This is a genomic window from Caballeronia pedi, from assembly GCF_001544915.2.
Lineage (GTDB): Bacteria > Pseudomonadota > Gammaproteobacteria > Burkholderiales > Burkholderiaceae > Caballeronia > Caballeronia pedi.
The window spans coordinates 99860-120398 of sequence record NZ_FCOE02000020.1 but is presented as its reverse complement, the minus strand read 5'-3'; the positions used below and the strand labels follow the sequence as shown (position 1 = coordinate 120398).

Sequence of the window (20539 nt, the reverse complement as noted above, 5' to 3'; positions counted from 1 at the left end):
ATGATTCACGAATTCTTCAAGAGCGTTCTTCTGATCGTGACGCCGCTGTTCCCGATCATCAATCCGCCCGCGGTTGCATTGATCATTCTCGGGATGGTGCGCGGCGCGAGCGATGCGGATCTTGCGGACCTGGCGCGGCGCATCGCGATCAACGGCTTCGTGATTCTGCTCGTGTCGTTATCGGTCGGCGCTTATGTGCTGTCGTTCTTCGGGATATCGGAGGCCGTGCTGCGCGTCGGAGGCGGCTTGGTCATCGCGATGGCGGGCTGGGGTCTGCTGCAATCGCCTTCGGACGAAAGCGCCGCGCCGATCGAGGATGCCGGGCGCGCCGCGTCCTTGCGTGCGCGGGCTTTTTATCCGCTGACGCTGCCCATCACCGTCGGGCCGGGATCGATCGCGGTTGCCATCGCGTTGGGCACGGGGACGCCGCACGAGGGGCTTTCGCCGGTGCATCTGGCCGGCGTCGTCGTGGCGCTGCTATTGCTGTGCGGTTGCATTTTCCTCTGCGTGCGCTTCGCGGGGCGTCTTGCAAAGCTGCTGGGCAAGACCGGTACCCAGATTGCGATGCGGCTGTTCGCGTTCGTGCTGTTCTGCATCGGCCTGCAACTCGCGTGGATCGGCATCTCCGGTTTGGTCGGCACGTTGCATTTGCATTGACTGGAACTTGCGTCCGTCCTGGATAAAGCGGCAATTGCCTGGCCGCTTCAAGGCACGGCATACGGGTCGACCGAGTTTGCCGTGACCGATTGCGACGGCTATCTGCTCGCGTTTCAGCAACTGCGTCAGCCTTCATCTTCGAGCCGTTTTATCGCGCTCGCATATCGCTTTGCTATTGTCATGCAAATGCGTCATTTTCCGCGTGCATTGCTCAGAGGTGTGGCATCATGGCCTTACATTACAAGTTGTAAGGTGCGCGGTGAACGATTTCATCGCGGAGATGTCTCCGTTTAGGCAACCCATCGGATCAATGCGTCATGACCGATGAGCGCGCAGGGTTCCGCAACTACACCGACGGAGCAAATTACCGAATCAGCAACCTAAAGGAGCCTTCATGACAACTCCCGTTTTCGAGTCCGTGCGTCTCGACGATGTCCAGCTCGAGCCGGCTCCGATCGACCCGGCATGGATCCTCGAAGGCAATCCCGTCGCCCGCGGCGGTCGCTGGTCGCAAAGTCTGGATACGACCACATCGTCGTGGGTGTGGGACTGCACGGCCGGGCGTTTCAACTGGTATTTCGACGAAGACGAGACGATCTACGTGATCGAAGGCGAAGTCATCATCACGGCCGATGGCCAGGCGCCTCGCACGCTGCGCGCAGGACACGCCGCGCTGTTTTACGCGGGCACGCGCTCCGAATGGTACGTGCCCAAATACGTGCGCAAGCACGCGATCCTTCGTCCGCACATCACCAAGCCGGTGCTGCTCGCGCTCAAGGTGAGCCGCAAGCTCAGAAGCAAACCGACAGGCTATCTTGCCCGCTCGTCGTTCTGAACGGCGCGCCGCGGCGGAATTCGGCGCCACGTGACGACCACGGCAAGAAAGAAGGCCACATAGGCGAGCGTGAAGACCCAGACGGGGAAATCGAAATAGAGGAACGCGCTGACCCAGCGCTGTATGAAGCCTTGCGCGCCGGATTGCCCGGTGCGCATTCGATCTTCCAGAACGGTGAGCGGGCACGGAAGATCGACGACAGCCAGTGTCGCAACGATACCGATGGCCACGATATGCGCGATCCGCAACAGGCGATTGCGCGCCCACGCGTATCCGAATGCGGCGCCCGTCCAGATCGCGATCAGCCCGCCGACGATGAACAGCACGATCATCGCGTGCAGCACGAGAACCGTATTGGCGAGCGACATCATGTTCCGAGGCTCAGGTCACTTCGCCTACCGTTCCGGTGCGCACTTCGCCGTCGCGGATATAACGCGTAATGATTACGCCGCCGGGCGTGGTGGTTGAATCCGTCAGCGTGAAAGCGGACGCTTTTGCGTCGTCGCCGAACAGACGCTTGCCGCGACCCAGTACGACGGGGTAGATCAGAAGCCTTAGCTCGTCCACCAGGCCGGCGGCGAGCAGTTGGCGCACCATATCGCCGCTTCCGAAGGTCAATAGATCAGCGCCGTCCTGAGGCGTGAGCGCGCGTATGGCGTTGGCGAGTTCGCCCACCAGCGCATGACTGTTCTGCCAGTCGAGATTGCCGGTTCGATGGGTTGCCACATGCTTGGGTACGCGGTCGAACAGGTCGGCGATGGCGCGGTTGCCCGCATCGGCCGGAACGTGTGGCCAGTACGACGCGAAGATATCGTACGTGCAACGTCCCAGCAGCAACTCGAACGGTTGAGAAAGCAGTTCCTGCAAGTATTGGCCGATGGCTTCGTCGGAATAGGGTGCGATCCAGCCGCCCAGGCGGAAGCTGCCGCTGGGATCTTCCTCCGGTCCGCCGGGTGCCTGCATGACGCCATCCAGACTGATGAAAGTCGAAACGATGAGCTTGCGCATGATGTTCTCCAAGTGGACAGTTCCAGCGACTTCATGAACACGACGAGCGATCTCCCTGCAAATCGACACGGACGGAGACGTTATGATGCCGGCATTCATCACTCTTTCGCTCGAACTTCCGATGCCATCCGACGATGCGCGCTCAAAAGCAAAGCATGCGAATGCCGGCATGCACGATTTGCGTGTCGTGCGGATCGGCTTTCTGCTTCTGGATAACTTCTCGCTGATTGCGCTCGGCACGGCGGTCGATCCGTTGCGTATCGCCAATATGCTGGTCGAGCGTACCGTCTACGAGTACACGCTGATCGGCGCCAATGGCAATGGCGATGTCGTTCGATCGAGCGATGGCATTCGCGTGATTCCCGATGTCGCCATGGCGGAGTCGGGCGCGTTCGATGCGGTCTTCGTCGTCGGACCGAATCCGATTCCGCGCAAGGGCATCGGCGCGATCATGGACTGGCTGCGACTGCAGGCGCGTCGCGGCACCGCGCTCGGCGGGCTCGACACGGGCAGCTATTTTCTGGCGCGCGCGGGTCTGCTCAATGGATACCGCTGCACGATCCACTGGGAAGATCAGGACACGCTGCTGGAACAGTTTCCGAAGCTCACCGTGTCCAACCGGCTTTATGAAGTGGATCGTGATCGGTACACGTGCAGCGGCGGCGTCGCGCCACTCGATCTGATGGTGCATCTGCTCGCGCTTCCTCCAGGCAGTCCCACGCTCGCCGCGCGCGTGCTCGAATTGCTCGTCGCGGAGCGGCGCGGCCATGAAGAGCGGCAAGTGACTTCGCTGCGGCAATACATCGGCGATGCGCACGCGAAGCTCGATGAAGCGTTGCAAGTCATGGAGAGCAACATCGAGGAAACGCTCAGCATCGCGGAGATTGCGGTGTTCGTGAAGGTCTCGCAACGTCAGCTGGAGCGATGGTTTCATGAGCGCTTCGGCAAAACGCCGGCACAGGCTTACGTCGAAATACGGCTGCTGCGCGCGCGTCAATTGCTGTACCGTACCGCGCGCACGCTCGAAGACGTATGCGCTCGCACCGGCTTCACATCCCTCACGCATTTCTCGACGCGCTACAAGGCGCAGTTCGGCATCTCACCGATCGCCGATCGCCGCCGCTATCAAAAAGCCCTTTGAAACACGCGCATACGTGCGCGGTACGTGGTTAACCCTCGATGTCGAAAACGCGAATTTTGACGTCGAATCGGGAAATGTTCGAAACCATCAGGCTCCTACCATTCACTCACACCGATGGACTTTTCACCCAGGAGCCGAGTGCATGAAAATGGAGAACCTCATCCGTATCGAGAACGGCGAAAAAGCAAAGCACACCTTCTCCGACGCGGAATATGCGAGCCGCCACGGCAAGCTGCGCGATCTGATGGCGCGCGAAAACATCGACGCCGTGCTATTCACGTCGTATCACAACATCAACTATTACGCGGACTTTCTGTATTGCTCGTTCGGCCGCAAATACGGGCTCGTCGTGACGCCGAAGAAGGTCGTGTCGATCTCGGCGAACATCGACGGCGGCCAGCCGTGGCGGCGCACGGTCGGCGACTATAACGTCGTCTATACCGACTGGCAGCGCGATAACTTTTTCCGCGCCGTGCAGGGCGAAATCGATGACAGAGGGCGCGTGGGCCTCGAATTCGATCAGCTTTCCGTCGAAATGTTGGCGAAGCTGAAGGCCGCGTTGCCGTCCGTCGAATTCGTCGATATCGGCGCGCAGACGATGCGCATGCGCATGATCAAGTCGGCGGAAGAGATCGAAGTCATCAGGCATGGCGCGAACGTGTGCGATGTCGGCGGCGCGGCGCTCGCACAAGCCGTGTATGAAGGCGTGCCCGAGCACGAAGTGGCGCTTGCATCAACGCAGGCGATGGTGCGCGAGATCGCGCGACGCTTTCCAGATTCCGAACTGATGGATACGTGGACATGGTTTCAGTCGGGCATCAACACCGACGGCGCGCATAACCCGGTCACCACGCGCAAGGTGCAGAAGGGCGACATCCTCAGCCTCAATTGCTTTTCGATGATCGCAGGCTATTACACGGCGCTTGAACGCACGATGTTCTTCGATCACTGTTCCGATGCGCATTTGCGCCTCTGGAAGATCAATGTCGAAGTGCACGAAGCAGGACTGAAACTCATCAAGCCGGGCGCGCGCTGCTGCGATATCGCAAGCGAACTCAACAAGATCTACGCCGAATACGGCGTGCTGAAGTACCGCACGTTCGGCTACGGTCATTCGTTCGGCGTGCTTTCGCATTACTACGGGCGCGAAGCCGGACTCGAATTGCGCGAGGACATCGAGACCGTGCTGGAACCGAACATGGTCGTCTCGATGGAGCCGATGATCATGCTGCCGCAAGGCTTGCCCGGCGCGGGCGGCTATCGCGAGCACGACATCCTCGTCGTCGGCGAGAACGGCGCCACCAACATCACGGGCTTTCCCTACGGGCCGGAGCGCAACATCATCACGGCCTGAACGCGCGGTGCACGAACCGGCGGCGCGGCCGCCGGGATTTTCGTAGCGCAATCGAATCATCATGTCCGGAGACAGTCGATGAACACGGAAAGAGCGGTAACCGCGCAGGTCGCGATGCCTCAGGCGTCGCGTGAGGAAAGCACGCAAGTCGACCCGAAGCTATTGAAGCGTGCCGCCTGTGCGAGCTTCATCGGCAATTTCGTCGAATGGTTCGACTATGCATCGTATGGCTATCTGGCGACGATCATCGCCGTCGTGTTCTTTCCAAAGACCGATGGCGCCACGAGTTTGCTTGCCACGTACGGCGTATTCGCGATCTCGTTCATCGTGCGGCCGATCGGCGGCATCGTGTGGGGTCATGTGGGCGACCGGATCGGCAGACGCACGTCGCTCTCGCTGTCGATTCTCATCATGTCGTGCTCGACGTTCCTGATCGCGCTGCTGCCGACTTATGCCCAGGTAGGCATGCTCGCACCCGTGCTGCTTCTTCTGGTGCGCGTGGTGCAGGGCTTTTCGGCCTCAGGGGAATATGCGGGCGCGGCTGCGTTTCTCGCCGAATACGCACCGGACAAGCGGCGCGGCATCTATACCAGCATCGTGCCCGCGAGCACGGCGGCGGGCCTGCTGTTCGGCTCGATTCTCGTCGCGCTGATGCATGCGGCCCTCACGAGCGAACAGTTGCAGTCGTTCGGCTGGCGTCTGCCGTTTCTGCTTGCCGCGCCGTTCGGACTGATTGGACGTTATATCCGCGTGAAGCTGGAGGACACGCCGCGTTTCAAGGCGATGGAAAAGAGCCATCACGCCGCGCAAGCGCCGATCGCCGAATTGCTGTCGAAGCATCGCGGTCGGATGCTGATCGCATTCGGCGCGACGTGTCTGAACGCGGTGGCGTTCTACCTCGTGTTGAGCTATATGCCGACGTATCTTTCCACCGAGATGGGCATGAGCGAGACGGCCTCGTTCGTCGCCGCGACGATATCGCTCACGGCCTATATCGGCCTGATCTTCATGATGGGCGCATTGTCCGATCGCGTGGGTCGCAAGTCGATGCTGATCGGCGCATCGATTCTGTTCGCAGTGTTGACGGTGCCGCTTTTTAAAGGCCTGGCAGGCGCGAGCTTCGCGATGATCGTCGCGATTCAGGTGGCCTTCGGCGCGCTGCTCACGATGAACGATGGCACGCTGCCGTGTTTCCTCTCCGAGATCTTCCCGACGCGCGTGCGCTATAGCGGCTTCGCCTTCTGCTTCAACGCGGCCAATGCGCTCTTCGGCGGCACCGCACCGCTGATCGCAACGTGGCTCATCGGCGTGACGGGCAACAGGCTTGCGCCGGCGTGGTATCTCGTCGGGGCCGCAGGCGTCGCGCTTGTCGCAATGCTTGCAAGCCGCGAGACCTCGCATGCGCCACTCGCGGATGACTGACGAATGGAAATAGCATTGCTCGTCATAACGTATGAATAGACTTGAAACGTGACATTCAGAACAAGGGGCACCAGGACGGTGCCCTTTCTTTTTCTATCTAGAAAATCAACCGCAGTTCTTCATAAGAGATGCTTTTCCATGTATTGCGTCTATACGAACGTCCGTGAGCATTCGTCCATTAAAAATGGAACGGAAGTTTTTTCATATGGATGCCTATTTTTATTGACCTATCGACGCAATTTTTTCTTACCTGTAACCTCATTCTGTGAGACGTTCAGCCGCATATAAGTTCGATCACGCCCTGCAGTCGATACGCTCGTTCCGTACGAAGAACACCAACGCAACGACTTGGAGGCTCCGCGATGTCAAACTCATCTGACGCCCTCGACGCTGTGGCTTGCGCCGCCCATGGCGCGTATGCCGTGAAGGATTCAGCGGTGATCAAGCATGTCGGCATTATTTTGTACGACGGATTTTCGCTGCTGGCCGCGGGCATGCTCGCCGAGGCGCTGCATGTCGCGAACGAGCTGCAATCCGAAGGCGCGAGCCATTCTCTGACGTATCGCGTGAACCTCGTATCGGCGCGTGGGGGAACGGTCTCGTGCTCTTCTTCGATGTCCGTCTGGACCGAACAACTCGCCGGCCGTCATTTCGATAGCCTCGATAACCTTTTCGTCGCCGGGGGCAGCGGGGTGGCGCGTGCGTCCGCGGATGACGGTCTCATTGATCTGTTGCGACGTGTGAGTGCGAAGAGCGTGAAGATTACCGCTATCGGGAATGGTCACATGCTTTTGTCGGCGGCGGGCGTGGGTCAGCGCGAATGGCCTTCGATGAAACAGGACATCCATCCCCGCCCGACGACCGACATTCTTCCCGAATACGAGCGCGATCAAGCCTTGATGACGTCGCTCGCGTTACTCAAGAGGGATCTGGGCGCCGATCTGGCCGTGCGCGTGGCGGACCGTCTCGGCTCGGGCGCGGACCTTTCGCTCGCGGGCACGTTGGAGCAGATGTACGACGCGACGCTCGCGGAGAAGGCGCGCGCGTCGGCGCGCTGGCTCGTGCGCAACTGCGCAAAGCCGATCTCCGTGGTCGATGCGGCGCGGATGTCTTCGATGAGCGAGCGCAACTTCCTGCGTCTTTTCAAGCGCGAGATCGGCGTGACGCCCTCGAAGTATCTGCTTCGCGCGCGTCTGGACCTCACATGCAAATTGCTCGAGAGTAGCGATCTGCCGGTCGACAAGATCGCGCGTCGCACGGGGCTCAGCAACGGGGAAAGACTCTCGAAACTGTTTCGCAAGGAATTCTCGATGTCCCCGACTGAATACCGCGCACGAAGCCGGCAGAAGCGTTGAAACATCGGCGGCTATATCGTCGTCGCCTCGTCGCCTACGCCGCGCCGTGCGGTCACGGAACTGCGAAGGCGCGCCTCGAATTGCAGAAGGACCGATTCCTTCGAGAGGTTCGATGCCGCGTATTGCCGGCCGAGCGCGCCGAGACGTTCGCGGAGCGGCTGATCGTCGGCGAGACGAAGAATGGCGTGCGACAACGCTTTCGGCGACTCGGGTTCGATCGCGAGTCCAACCTCGTTCACGACATCCCATAACTCGGTGCCTTGATTGGCCGTTGCAATTACAGGGCGATTGCTCGACAACATCGCGCCGAGCTTCGACGGCATCACGATATCGGCGGCATCTGCGCGCTGCGGAAGGACGTGCATGTCCGCAAGCGCCATCAATTCGTTGAAGCGATCCTTGGGTTGCAGATCGAGAAACTTCACATTCGGCAGATCACGCGCCTTATCGAGCAGGAACGCTTTTGCCGGTCCCGCGCCGCAGATCACGAACATGATGTCCGGGCGCCACATCAGAAGCTTCGCGGCCTCAGCAATGATTTCCAGACCTTGCTTGAGCCCGAGATTGCCCGAATAGAGCACGACTCGTACGCCATGGTCGATGGCGAGTTGCGCGCGATACGAACTATCCCCGCTGTCCGAATGCGCGTGCTGCATGTCGACCCAGTTCGGAAACGTGAAGGCCTTTTCACACGGGACGCCCTTTTGCACGGCGAGCCGCGTCATTGCGGCGGAGGGCGTGGAGACCACATCGGCACGAGACATCAGCCACTTTTCGATGCGTAGCGCGAGTCTTTTCGCAGCTTGGCCTTTCAGTATGCCAAGACGAAACGCGGCATCGACTTCATAGTCCTGAACATGAAGCCAGCATGAAGCGCTGGCAATGCGCGCGGCCAGCAGTGCGACGGGAGACACGAACAAAGGCGGTTCGACGAGCCAGACGGCCTGAGGACGCCAGGCGATCTGTCCTATCGCGGCAGGAATGGCGAAGAGTGCGAAGCTCATCAGATGCAATACGCGCTTCAGGCCGGATGGGCGCTTCGGGCACCAGAACGGAACGCGTATGACCGAGACATTGTTGATGCGCTCTGTCATGTAAGTGCGCGGGTTATAGCCGGACTGCACGCGCCACTCGGGATAATACGGAAACGCGGTGATGACACGTACCGAATGGCCACGCAATGCGAGCCATTCCGCCATTTCGGCGGAATACTTTCCAACCCCGGTGACTTCCGGCGCATAGTTGAGCGAGATCATCAGCACTTTCATCGAGCCACCTTCATTGCTGGAATTGGAGAATCGAGTGCGCGTCGAGTATCGAACAACGAACTTTTAATCGAAGCGCTTGCGAATGAAGCGGCATGGGTTGCCGCCATAGACGCCTTCAGGTTCGAGCGAACGATGCACGACCGACAACGGCGTGACCACCGCCGAACGGCCGATCGTGACGCCCATCTGCACGACGCAATTCGCGGTGATCCACACGCCGTCTTCGATAATGATCGGAGCGACGCGCAGATTCATCGTCGTGCTCATGGCATGCGAGCCGGTCGTGAGGAACGTGCCTTGAGAAATGCAAACATGCGATCCGATGCGAATCGGCGCCTGGTTGTAGATCCACGCATTCACGCCGAACCAGCAGTGATCGCCGATCACGAGATTCCACGGCGCCTTCACGCGCACCGGATGCACGAAACGGCAACCGGTACCGATCTTCGCGCCAAATAACCGCAGAAGTGCAACGCGCAGTCGGGAGAAAGGCACGAGCTTGTTATTGAGGACGCTGGCTTCGACGACAAACCATAACGCCTCGATGAACGACGAACGCACCTTCACATAATTGCCCTTGCCTGCGCGGCTCAGATCGATGATGCGATCTTCATTTGTCTCGCGCAAGGGCGTTTCCTCGGTCGACACGCGTTCGTCAGTAAGCAGTTCCGATGCCATTTGAATGTTCCTGCCGCGATCTATCTTCGAACCGGTCCCTGGTAGGCCACGCCCTGATACCGGCAATCCGCATCCGTCTTGTCGAATCCGTCCCATTCGCAGAACATGGTGAATCCGAGTTCCATCATGAAGCGTTCGAACCTCTGTCTGGAGAAGAAGCGGTGAGGATAGGTACCGTCATACATCGAATTTCGGGCGTGCTGTATCGCGATACGGTCCTGCTGAGCTTCGATGAACGGTGTGCGGTCCACTATGACGAAGGCTGAAAGTGCTGCGGCCCGCTGAAGTTCCGCGAATGGATCTTCAAGATATTGAAGCGACCCGGAATACAACGTGACGTCTATTCCGCTTCGCGCGGATGCGTTATCCAGCGTGGCGAAGAACTTCAGCGTGTCATCCTCGAAATCCGCGCGCCCGACTCGCACATATTCCGCCTGTTCGACGATCGACCACATCATGCCGCTCGCCTTGTTAAGAAACTTTCTGTGCTGGAAATAGAGGCTCCCCAGCGATCCGCCGAAGTCCACGACATGTAGGCCGGTTTGTCTGGCATTCGCCATGTAAAGCAGGCAGCTCAGCAAAGGCCAGCGAAATTCCTCCTGCATGAAGCAGACCGAATCGCGCTCGAATGCTGCTTCGCCTCGTTTGACCCGCAACGCCGAACTGTGCACCTTTTCGAGAATCTGCGGCGCGTCGTAGCCGCCTGCTGCGGCAAGCGCGTCGGACCATGATCCATAGCTGCCGTTGAACTCGGCGTTGAAGCCGAGTCGGCGAGCGATAGGCGCAAGAAAGGAAGCTGGAGTCAGCACGATTCATCCCTCGGGCAAGATTGCGTCGATGGCCGGCCAGCACATCCGGCGTGCGCGAAACGCCTCCAAAGCACTCGCGATAGCCGAAAGCCGCCGGTCATCCGTGAGCGATCCGATACGCTGTTTTCCTCGCGCGATCAGCATCTCTCTCAAGTCCAGATCGTTCATGAGTGTGTGCAGCGCATCGGCCATGGAGTCCGGATTCAGCAGATCGATAAGAAGGCCCGCGTCGCCGACCTGCTCGCGCAGATTCCTGAGGTCCGAATAAAGCACGGGGACGCCGAGCTGGAACGCTTCATAAGGCGGCAGATTCGTCGGGCCGAAATAGGTGGGCATCACCAGAGCGATTGCCTGACGATATAGGCTGGCCACTTCGCGATCCGGCACGAAGCCAGCGAAACGAATTCTGTCGGTCAGCCTGAGATCGGCGGCGACGGACCGGATATGAGCGAGATTGCCGAGATCGCGGCCCGAGAACACGGCGCCCAATCGAATGCCGAAGCGATCTTCCAGACTGCGCAGTCCTCGCAGCAGATAGACGTGATTCTTGTGCGGCCAGAATTGCGCGGGATAGTAGATGTAGTCGCAGTCCAGACCATACTTGGCCTTGATATCGACATGGCGATCCGGCTGGCCAAGTTCGTGCTCGGGTAGCAGCGTACCGGTGGCGGGAGAGAATGGAATCACATGAACTCTATCCGCATCGACGCCATAACGCCGGACGACGTTATCGTGACCGGCCTGTGAATCCACGATGATGCCCGTCGCCTTCTTCAACGCCTGCTGATAAATCTGCTCGCGTCGCTCGAATTCTCCACCGGAGCGGACTTCTGGAAAGTCCACCTCATCACGATGCGCGAGATCCCAGACCGTGAAGAGAAAGCTGAACTGCGCGGTCACCAACGCAAGGTATGACGGACAAGTGAAGTAGACGAGATCGGCGCCCATGTCTCGCAGAGACCGATCGAGCCAGTTGAAATGGATTCGCCGCTTGAATAGCGATGGCGGATTCAACTGACGCCACATTACATGCACGCGGGCGATGAGTCGTTGCCAATGTCTGACCGGAAGGTAATGCGCATCGATGCCGCTGAGACGCAATTCTTCGATCGCCGATCGACGCGTCGTGACGAACGTTACGGTGCATAGCTCGGGCGGCAGACGCTTGAGCAGAAGGGCGGCGTTCGTCGCCTGCTGGAATCCTCCGCCCGTCGAATTGTCCTGCTCGAGCAAGACCACCATCCGGATGGGACGGATCTCGAATCGGTTCACAACGCGATCCGCGCCGCTCGTGAGTTCCTGATACTCGGCGCGGTGGCTAGAGAACCGGGGAATGGCCAGATCACGATCGTAGGTAGCGTTCGCAGCAGCTCTCTTGAACAGCATGTTTTCAGTCCCCGAGAAGGAATGCATGTGTGACGCTGATCGTGTACTCGTCCAACGTTAGCCTGTCGCGCATGCACTGAACCGCTTCTGACTGATCTTGGCAAGACCTTGGCTGAACGATGGGCGCACTTACGCATCTCCGACCCCACGTACAGGGGGAGGAGAGCCGGCCAAAAGCTTGATGATTTCCGCCAATGACGTTTCTCGGGCAGGGCAGCCACTACGATGGCTATCCGGGAATGCATCGCGATTCATCGGAGGACGTCATTGAAAACGCTTCACATCATTCCGTCCATCGAGGCACGGTATGGCGGGCCGGCCGAGGCGCTCAAGAGGCTCGCGACGGAACTCCGGCTATGCGGACACAGCGTGGATATCGTCTGTCTCGACTCTTCGGCACATGCCGATAAGACCGATGACGCTGCGTTCGATCGTGTCGTGCGCCTTGGCCACTATGCGGGCAAATACGCGCTCAGCCTTCGGCTGGTTCGATGGCTGAGCCAGCACGGCAGGCAATACGATGCAATCGTCGTGGACGGAATCTGGCAGTTTCATAGCGCGGCAGCAGTGTTCTCACTGCGCCCGCGAAACATCCCCTATTTCGTGATGCCGCACGGCATGCTGGACCCGTGGTTCAACGCCGGTCATCCGCTGAAGTACGCAAAGAAGCTCGTTTATTGGTTGTTCGTGGAACGGCATGTCGTCGGCGGCGCGAAAGGCGTTCTGTTCACCACCGAAAGCGAGCGCGAGCTGGCGCGCAAAGCCTTTCCGCTGTATCGGGCAAATGAAAACACGATGACGATCGGCACCGCGCCACCGCCTTCGATCGGCGCGACCGAGGTCGATAAATGGCGCGCTTGCAGCTCGGCGGATAACAGGAGGCTGATTCTTTTTCTCGGGCGCATCCATGAAAAGAAAGGATGCGATTTGCTGATTCGCGCCTTTCACGCAATACAGCACGCAGCCGGCGAATATCGACTCGTCATCGCGGGACCGGACAACGACGGCCTTGCTTCGAAACTGCGCCGCGAAGCGGAACAACTCGGACTTGCTGAAAGCATCACCTGGCTGGATATGGTGAAGGGGACTGACAAGTGGTCGTTGTTGAAAGCGGCGGATGTCATGGTCCTGCCTTCCCATCAGGAGAACTTCGGCGTGGTGGTGGCCGAAGCGCTCGCGTGCGGCGTGCCGGTTCTTCTGACCGACAAGGTGGGAATCTGGCAGGAGGTTGTCGCCGATGGCGCCGGCTTCGCGGACGAAGACACGCAGCAGGGTGTGACGCGGCTCCTGATGCAATGGACGCGCTTGCCGGAAACAGAAAAGACTGCGATGAGGGCCGCGGCGAAGCAGTGCTTCGAGCGTCGCTTTCATGTTTCGCGCGTGGCTCAGAACTATATCGCGTTGATGAGCGGTCGAATTGCGTGAGCTCAGGCGCCAATTGCTGTTCTTTTCCGTATGAGACGACCCAATGCCGCTTCAAGAACGATCATTCGCACCCGCATCCGTTTTGCGACAATGCTTTCGTCGCCTGCCATTCGGCGTAGGCGCTTCGGAGGGGCGCGACAGGGAACGTTATCTGCGGGCCGCGCGCTCGGCTGCCTGCAATTCAGTGAGCGCGGCGCTGGGCTTTGCTGTCGTCGTGCTATCGGTATCCTTTACGCTTCCGTATCTCGGACAAGAGCGCTTCGGCATCTGGATGACCATATCGAGCCTCGCCGTCATGCTTCAGGTGCTGGACCTCGGCGTGGCGAACGGACTCGTCAATCTCGTCGCGGATGCCAAGACGTCGGACGATCATGAAACCCTCCAGAGGATCGTCACGCGCGGCATCGTGCTGCTTACCGCGATCGGCGTAGCGGCGGGAGGCGTACTGGTGGGCGTGATGATGCTGCTGGACTTTCAGCACCTGCTCAAGATCGAATCGCCGGAAGTCGCGCGAGAGGCGGTGCTGTCGACTTTCACGTTCATCGCACTGTTTTGCGTGAACATTCCGCTCGGCGGCGTCAGAAAGGTCTTTTTCGGCCTGCAACGGGCATGGGAGCCGCATATGGTCGCGGCGATCGGATATCTTTGCTCGTTGCCGCTTCTCTATCTCTGTGCGCGCTCGCACGCGCCGATGCCCTATCTCGTTCTTTGCACCTACGGCGTGCAGGTCGCGACTGCGATCATTCTTCTGGTGCGGCTTTATATGGAACGCATGTTTCGGCTCCGTCGCGGCATCTGGAGCGGCAGCGGTCTGCGCGACTGCACCGCGCTGATGCGAACGGGCGGCATATTCCTCATTCTTCAGATCGGGATGATATGCGGCAATGCCTGCGATCCATTGATCGTTTCGCATATTCTCGGCGCGAGCGAAGTCGCGAGACTGGCCGTTGCGCAGCGCCTGTTTCAGGCCATCACCGTGGCCATGCTGATGTTATCGGGCCCGTTGTGGGGTCTTTATGCCGATGCAAGATCGCGTGGTGAGAAGAAATTCATCAGAAACACGCTGAAGTTATCCATGTGCGTGACGACGGGCACGGCGCTTTTCATGAGCGCGCTGATTCTCGCGCTGTCGCCGTGGTTGCTGAAGGTATGGACCGGGAATCACCTCGATGTGCCGATCGAACTCCGATGCGCCGCGGCGGTGCTCGCCGTGGTCGAAGCCATGGCCAATGCCTTCACGATCTTTCTCAATGGCGTAAGCGAATTGCGGCCCCAGTTGCTCGCCGTGATCGTTTTTTGCGCGGTTTCGGTTCCGCTCAAGATCTGTCTATTGACGAAGTTCGGCACGGTGGACTGGGTCATCTGGTCGACGATCATCGCCAGCATCGTGGCCGATTACATCGTGTATATAGGGCTTTTCAGAAAGCGGATTCTTGCCCATGCATCGCTTGGGCCGACGGCGTAAATCCTTCCACGCGTATTTCGACGCCATGCTCCAGTTATGGAAAAAGTGGCAGGCCGCCGGCGAAGCGCTGAAAACCAGACGTCGCGCACTGACGAAGATTCTCGTCGCGTGTGGCGGCGTAGCGGGGATGGCTGCGCAAGCGCGTCGTGCAGAAGCAAAGGATTTGCCCGTGCAGCAGGGCGCTTCCGGTTCGATGCAGCTCGCGGAAAATCTTTCACCTGAAGACAGAATCGTCATCGTCAGGAATTCGCTCCTGCAGGCGCGCATGGGCGACGTATCCGGATACATTCTTTCGGAAGGGCCGATTCAGGGCTACGCAAGGCTGCGCCAGTATGCCGGGACGCTCACGCATCTTGTCGTGTCTCAGCAATCGACGGGTCGACGCGATTCGGATATGGCGTGCTATTGGCTCGATCCGGATGACGCATCGAGTGCGGACAACGGCGGCACGATCATCGTTTCGAAGTCGGGAAAGCGCTGGAAACGCGTGTTCGAGGGCGATATCTACGCCAGGTGGTTCGGCGCGCAAGGAGACGGGACGACCGATGATACCGATGCCATCAATCGTGCCGTCGCCTTCGCGGGCTCGCGCTATGCATCGACTGGACGAGCCCAGCGCGTGGTGCTCGATAACGGAACGTATCGCGTGGCGGCCGTGTCTGGAACGCTCGCCATTCCCTGCCATGATGACGGACAGAGTCGAAGCTCGAAGGACAAGAAGCTTTCGCCAGAGCCGGCAATGCGCCAATCGTATTGCGTGGGCGTATGGCCGGGTGTGAGGCTATGCGGAATCAATGCCGTGGTGAAAGGCGCATATCGCTACGGCATGGCAGACGCGCAGCAGCCGATCACCTTCGGCGTGCTGGATGGTCATGAACTGGTGTATGAAAGCGGACTCGAGGATCTCACTTTCATCGACTGCTTTTTCGGCTTCGCCGCCCTTTCGTCGACGCTGGCCTGCTGCACGTTCGAAAAGCTTCGCTTTCTCGGATGCGGAATCGGTATCTATGCCGCCGTGCTGGAACAGTGCATGTTCAGCAGTATCGAAGCGCGGAGAACGGGCGTGCCGATTCTCGTCGGCGGTCAATGGGCCGAACGCAACGACGACTACAACGAGCGCGGCGGCTTCGCGGACAAGTGCACCTTCATCAATGTGCGCAACATCTACGAGCGGGCTTATGGCGATGATGAGCGACGCATCGACACCTGGTTCGACGCCACGTTCTTCAAGACGCGTAACAACGAATCGAGACTCGGCGCGCAACTCAACGCTGCATCGCAGGCGAGGGCGTATCCCTACCGCGGTATCTGCGGATTCTGCATTCGGGTGATGTCGCGTTATGCGCGCCCCTCGAACGAAAACGTCTTCATGCAGATATCGCACGCGATGTCGCCACGGCCCGCCGTGCTCGTCGACGCGTGTCAGTCCGCCGTTTTCAACGGAGTCTATCTGGAGCGCGTCGGCTATCGCGACAATCCGCGGCGAAGCGGGCCTGTCGGCGCGGGCTGGAACGATCCCTATCTGGGAAATGGCGTACTCGTTCCCGGATTCATCGGGACGCTCGATGTCTCGTCCTCCGTCTTTGGTGTCAATGTCCAGCAAGCTTACGGTGCATGCGCCATTCAATCGGACGGCCCGATCGCGCCGGTCCAGTCGTGGGACTGTACGCTCAGGGACGCGCAGGATCGTTTTACGTTGGGCGCGGCGCGCTTCGACGGAGACGTGACCATACGCGGCGGCGCGCTTCGCGCCGTGGAGCAGGTGAGACACGACATCGGCGGATCGGGTCTCTTCAGCATGGACTTCGATTCAGACACTTTCGACACAGGCGTAGCAGTTCGCGTTGATGACAAAGCGCACGCGGTGATCGTGCTCGTGTCGCGCAACGCGAACCCGTCCGGTCACGCATCGACAGGCCTGTATCTGCTGAATCTGTCGCAACGAGGCACGGGCGAACCAGTCCGGACGCTCGTATCGGGAAACGATCTCGTGCGCTTCGCGATCAGCCGAAAAGGAACGCTCAAGCTGATTGCCGCAAGTCCGGGCGCGCATCGCGTGCTCATGCTTGGCAACCGTCCGTTCGAATAGTCACGGGATAGAGCATCGCATTGTTATCGACATGGCTGTCGCTCACGACAACATCTTGGCGATTTCCGTCGCCAATTCGTTCGCGAGCGTGGCGCATGTAAATTAGCCAACGGCGATCGACATAAAGACGTCGTGCGCTGCATCGTTCCTCACATCACTGCGCCTGGCGAGCATGCATTGTCGCCGGTTGCAACGCACCCTACCGGCGAACACATGGCCTCGATGAAGCAGGAAACGCACAGCGATTCGATGCACGGGGACAACGTGTCGATATCGGACTACTTTCGGGTCTTGAGCGACAGCTGGCGTCTGGTATGCATGGTCGCGCTCGGCATTCTCGCGCTCGGCGCCTTTTATGGCATGCTGAATCCCCCGATGTATCGCGCCGATGCGCTCATACAAATCGGCTCGCAGAATTCGAGTTCGTCCGATGCGGAAGCATTGGGCCGCCTTGCCTCGATCTTCGATTCGAAAGTCAAGGCGGGCGCCGATACTGAAATGGAGCTGATCCGTTCGCGGTTGGTGGTCGGCGAGACGGTGCGGCAATTGCATCTGGAAATCAGTGCATATCCGCGCTACTTTCCGCTCTTCGGTCAATGGATCGCGAAGCTGAATGGCGGAACGGGTCATTCGGATGCGCCGCTCGGCTTGCGGCGCTTTGCATGGGGCGACGAAAGAATCGATGTATCGAAGTTCGACGTCCCGCGCGCGGCGATCGGCCGCGAGTTTATCGTCAAGTCGGGCAAGGATCGCTCGTTCGAGTTGATCGCGCCGGATGGAATCGTGCTTGGTCAGGGAACCGTGGGCAAGGAATTGGTGGCGCCTTATGGGGGCGGCGAAGCACGCCTTGTCGTCAACGAACTCTACGCGCCGCCCGGCTGTGAATTCACGCTGACAACGAATTCGACACTGGCGACTATTCTTGCACTGCAGAGCGCTTTGGCGATATCGGAACGGAAATCGCAATCGGGCATGATCGGCATCGCGCTCGAAGGCCGCGATCCTTCGCGGGTGGCCGATATCGTCAATACGATCGCTCAGGAATATCGCGCTCAGGATCTCGCGAGAAGATCGTCGGAAGCGGAGCATTCGCTTCTTTTCCTCGAAGGCCAGTTGCCGAAGCTGCGGGAAGAACTCCAGCAAGCCGAAGATCAATACAACGCCTTCCGCAATAGCAAGGGTACCGTCGATCTCAGCGTGGAAAGCCGGCTTCTATTGCAACAGGTCGTCGATCTCGATACGGCCATGCGCGGACTCATGCAGCAACGCGACGATATCGCGCAACACTACCAGCCTGGCTATCCGGCGCTCACGGCGATCAACGCCAAGATCACGCGGATGCAGCAGGACCGCGAAGCGCTGGGCCGGCGTATCGCGACTTTGCCCGATACCGAGCAAACCGCGTTACGTCTCATGCGAAACGTCCGTGTCGATACCGAGCTCTATACGAGCCTCCTGAATAGCGCGCAACAACTGCGTGTCATCAAGGCGGGAAATGTCGGCAACGTGCGAATCGTCGATCGTGCGCTGCCAGCCGAGAAGGCGATCAAACCCAATTGGCGAGCGCTGCTGTCCTTGTCCGCCGCGCTCGGCATAGCACTTGGCATCGTCGCTGCATTCCTGCGTAAAGCGATGGTCGGCGGCGTCGAGCGCAGCGTGGAGATCGAGCGCGCCCTGGGCGTCCCCGTTTGCGCGGTGGTGCCGCACAGCGAGCGGCAAGTCAGACTTCAGGAAGACATGCGCCGCAGGCTTCCCGGCGTCCACGTGCTGGCCGCGCGATCGCCTTGCGACGTGGCCGTCGAAGGCGTGCGAAGTCTGCGCACCGCGTTGCAATCGATCAGTGGAGCACCGCGCAACAACGTCATCATGATCACGAGCTCGACGCCCGGCGCAGGCAAGTCGTTTCTATCGGCGAATCTGGCCGCTGTGCAGGCTGCCGGCGGCAAGCGAGTGCTTCTGATCGATGCGGACATGCGCATGGGCAACATGCACGCTTCGTTCGCACCGGCCGGTGGTGCGGGGCTCCGCGAGTTGCTGAACGGAGCCGCATTCGATGACGTCGTGCAACGCGACGTCATGGACGGCGTCGATTTGATTCCACGCGGTGGCGATTCGCTCAATCCCGCCGACATTCTCATGAGCCGGCGCCTGAGCGAATTGATCGATGCAGCCTCGATGCGTTACGACTCCGTGGTTATCGACACGCCGCCCGTGCTCGCGGTCACCGATGCGACGCTGATCGGACGTCAGGCCGGGACGACGCTGTTCGTGGTGCGGCACGGACGACATTCCGTCGCTGAAGTGCACGAAGCGTTGAGCCGCCTGCAAAAGGGCGGCGTGAGCGTGAGCGGTGTGCTCTTCACCGATGTTCCCGCCGACCGATCCACATACGGCTCGGGTTACGGGACATCGTATCGATACGGCAAGAGTCGCGGTGAAGCGAATATCCGGACCGTCTGAACACATTTCAAACTGGCGTACGCAAACGAGGAGAAGAAACGATGCCGAACAAAGTCGCGCTGGTCACCGGAATCACCGGTCAGGACGGTTCGTATCTCGCGGAATTCCTGCTCGGCAAGGGATATGAAGTGCATGGCGTGAAACGCCGGTCGTCGCTTTTCAACACCGACCGGATCGACCATCTGTACGAGGACGATCACGTCGCGGAGCGGCGCTTTCATCTTCATCACGGCGATCTGACGGATTCGTCGAGCATGCTGCGCATCATTCAGCGCGTGCAGCCGGACGAGATCTATAACCTGGCCGCGCAGAGTCACGTGGCGGTTTCATTCGAAGAACCCGAGTACACCGCCAACGCGGATGGCCTGGGCGCGCTGCGCATGCTCGAAGCAATACGCATCCTGGGCCTCGAGAAGCGCACGCGGTTCTATCAGGCATCGACTTCCGAGCTATATGGTCTGGTCAGGGAAGTGCCTCAGCGGGAGACCACGCCGTTCTATCCGCGCAGCCCTTACGCGGTGGCGAAGATGTATGCGTACTGGATCACGGTGAACTATCGCGAGGCGTATGGCATTTACGCATGCAACGGCATTCTGTTCAATCACGAATCGCCCGTTCGTGGCGAGACATTCGTGACACGCAAGATCACGCGTGCCGTCGCGCGCATCGCGATCGGATCGCAGGACTGTCTGTATCTCGGCAATCTCGGCGCGCTGCGCGACTGGGGGCACGCACGCGATTACGTCCAGATGCAGTGGCTGATGCTGCAACAACCGGAAGCGGAAGACTTCGTCATTGCTTCGGGCGTGCAATACAGCGTGAGGGAGTTCGTGCAGCAGGCGGCGGCGGAACTCGGCATCAGGCTTCGCTTCGAGGGCAGCGGCGTCGATGAAGTCGGCATCGTGGACGCCGTCACCAGCAAGGAATGCCGGGTCACGCCCGGAACGGTGATCGTGCGCGTCGATCCCCGCTATTTCAGGCCGACAGAAGTGGAGACCTTGCTGGGCGATCCATCGAAGGCGCACGCGAAACTCGGCTGGTCGCCGACCGTGACATTCGCCGCGCTCGTGAAGGAGATGGTCCTGTCCGACTATCAGATTGCCAAGCGCGATGCGCTGATCACCCTCGCGGGATATCGTGCGCTGGAGCATCACGAATGACGACGTGCGATCGTTGAGCGGGCGGCA

Annotated in this window: 17 protein-coding genes; 11 read left to right on the top strand and 6 right to left on the bottom strand. The window is 59.7% G+C overall.

Translation table 11 applies throughout. The annotated features are described in order from the left end of the window. On the top strand, positions 1-657 hold the full coding sequence (locus tag AWB80_RS26145; protein WP_061177558.1) for a MarC family protein: 657 nt from the start codon (positions 1-3) through the stop codon (positions 655-657). Positions 658-1051: 394 nt separating this feature from the next. Continuing rightward, positions 1052-1492, top strand: coding sequence for a cupin domain-containing protein (locus AWB80_RS26135; protein WP_061177557.1), 441 nt, complete (start codon positions 1052-1054; stop codon positions 1490-1492). Here AWB80_RS26135 and AWB80_RS26130 read toward each other — a convergent pair. After that, positions 1468-1863, bottom strand: a complete 396-nt coding sequence (locus AWB80_RS26130) for a DUF2784 domain-containing protein (protein ID WP_061177556.1) — start codon at positions 1861-1863, stop codon at positions 1468-1470. The genes AWB80_RS26135 and AWB80_RS26130 overlap by 25 nt on opposite strands. A 10-nt stretch (positions 1864-1873) precedes the next feature. After that, positions 1874-2500, bottom strand: coding sequence for a dihydrofolate reductase family protein (locus AWB80_RS26125; protein ID WP_061177578.1), 627 nt, complete (start codon positions 2498-2500; stop codon positions 1874-1876). A 121-nt stretch (positions 2501-2621) separates the two neighbouring features. On the opposite strand from AWB80_RS26125, the gene AWB80_RS26120 reads away from it, so the two are divergent. The 4 genes from AWB80_RS26120 (at position 2622) to AWB80_RS26105 (ending at position 7772) form a co-directional block, all read left to right on the top strand. After that, complete coding sequence (locus AWB80_RS26120) at positions 2622-3641, top strand: GlxA family transcriptional regulator (RefSeq protein WP_061177577.1); 1020 nt, start codon at positions 2622-2624, stop codon at positions 3639-3641. A 142-nt stretch (positions 3642-3783) separates the two neighbouring features. Beyond that, positions 3784-4995 carry a M24 family metallopeptidase gene (locus AWB80_RS26115; RefSeq protein WP_061177555.1) on the top strand — a complete coding sequence of 404 codons (1212 nt, stop codon included), beginning with the start codon at positions 3784-3786 and terminating at the stop codon, positions 4993-4995. Between the two features lie 78 nt (positions 4996-5073). Continuing rightward, complete coding sequence (locus AWB80_RS26110) at positions 5074-6417, top strand: MFS transporter (RefSeq protein WP_096031992.1); 1344 nt, start codon at positions 5074-5076, stop codon at positions 6415-6417. A 362-nt stretch (positions 6418-6779) separates the two neighbouring features. Beyond that, positions 6780-7772 carry a GlxA family transcriptional regulator gene (locus tag AWB80_RS26105; RefSeq protein ID WP_061177554.1) on the top strand — a complete coding sequence of 331 codons (993 nt, stop codon included), beginning with the start codon at positions 6780-6782 and terminating at the stop codon, positions 7770-7772. An 11-nt stretch (positions 7773-7783) separates the two neighbouring features. Here AWB80_RS26105 and AWB80_RS26100 read toward each other — a convergent pair whose 3' ends face one another. The 4 genes from AWB80_RS26100 to AWB80_RS26085 all read right to left on the bottom strand — a co-directional run bounded on the left by AWB80_RS26100 (position 7784) and on the right by AWB80_RS26085 (position 11769). Further along, positions 7784-9040, bottom strand: a complete 1257-nt coding sequence (locus AWB80_RS26100) for a glycosyltransferase WbuB (RefSeq protein ID WP_061177553.1) — start codon at positions 9038-9040, stop codon at positions 7784-7786. Positions 9041-9103: 63 nt separating this feature from the next. After that, positions 9104-9718, bottom strand: coding sequence for a DapH/DapD/GlmU-related protein (locus AWB80_RS26095; RefSeq protein ID WP_096031991.1), 615 nt, complete (start codon positions 9716-9718; stop codon positions 9104-9106). 20 nt (positions 9719-9738) lie between these two features. After that, entirely contained in the window at positions 9739-10527 is a 789-nt protein-coding gene (locus tag AWB80_RS26090) for a methyltransferase, TIGR04325 family (RefSeq protein ID WP_061177552.1), read from the bottom strand. Positions 10528-10530: 3 nt separating this feature from the next. Next, the gene (locus AWB80_RS26085; protein WP_061177551.1) at positions 10531-11769 is read right to left on the bottom strand and encodes a glycosyltransferase family 4 protein; all 1239 of its coding nucleotides are present in this window, start codon (positions 11767-11769) and stop codon (positions 10531-10533) included. Between the two features lie 411 nt (positions 11770-12180). Between AWB80_RS26085 and AWB80_RS26080 the strand changes: the two genes are divergently transcribed. The 5 genes from AWB80_RS26080 (at position 12181) to gmd (ending at position 20512) form a co-directional block, all read left to right on the top strand. Then, positions 12181-13338, top strand: a complete 1158-nt coding sequence (locus AWB80_RS26080) for a glycosyltransferase (RefSeq protein ID WP_061177550.1) — start codon at positions 12181-12183, stop codon at positions 13336-13338. Between the two features lie 184 nt (positions 13339-13522). Next, the gene (locus tag AWB80_RS26075; protein ID WP_244206732.1) at positions 13523-14803 is read left to right on the top strand and encodes an MATE family efflux transporter; all 1281 of its coding nucleotides are present in this window, start codon (positions 13523-13525) and stop codon (positions 14801-14803) included. After that, positions 14778-16892, top strand: a complete 2115-nt coding sequence (locus tag AWB80_RS26070; RefSeq protein ID WP_143328143.1) for a glycosyl hydrolase family 28-related protein — start codon at positions 14778-14780, stop codon at positions 16890-16892. Before AWB80_RS26075 ends, AWB80_RS26070 begins: the two co-directional genes overlap by 26 nt. Positions 16893-17105: 213 nt before the next feature. After that, positions 17106-19352, top strand: a complete 2247-nt coding sequence (locus tag AWB80_RS26065; protein WP_061177547.1) for a polysaccharide biosynthesis tyrosine autokinase — start codon at positions 17106-17108, stop codon at positions 19350-19352. A gap of 41 nt (positions 19353-19393) precedes the next feature. Further along, on the top strand, positions 19394-20512 hold the full coding sequence (gene gmd, locus AWB80_RS26060; protein ID WP_061177546.1) for a GDP-mannose 4,6-dehydratase: 1119 nt from the start codon (positions 19394-19396) through the stop codon (positions 20510-20512). Positions 20513-20539 lie beyond the last annotated feature (27 nt).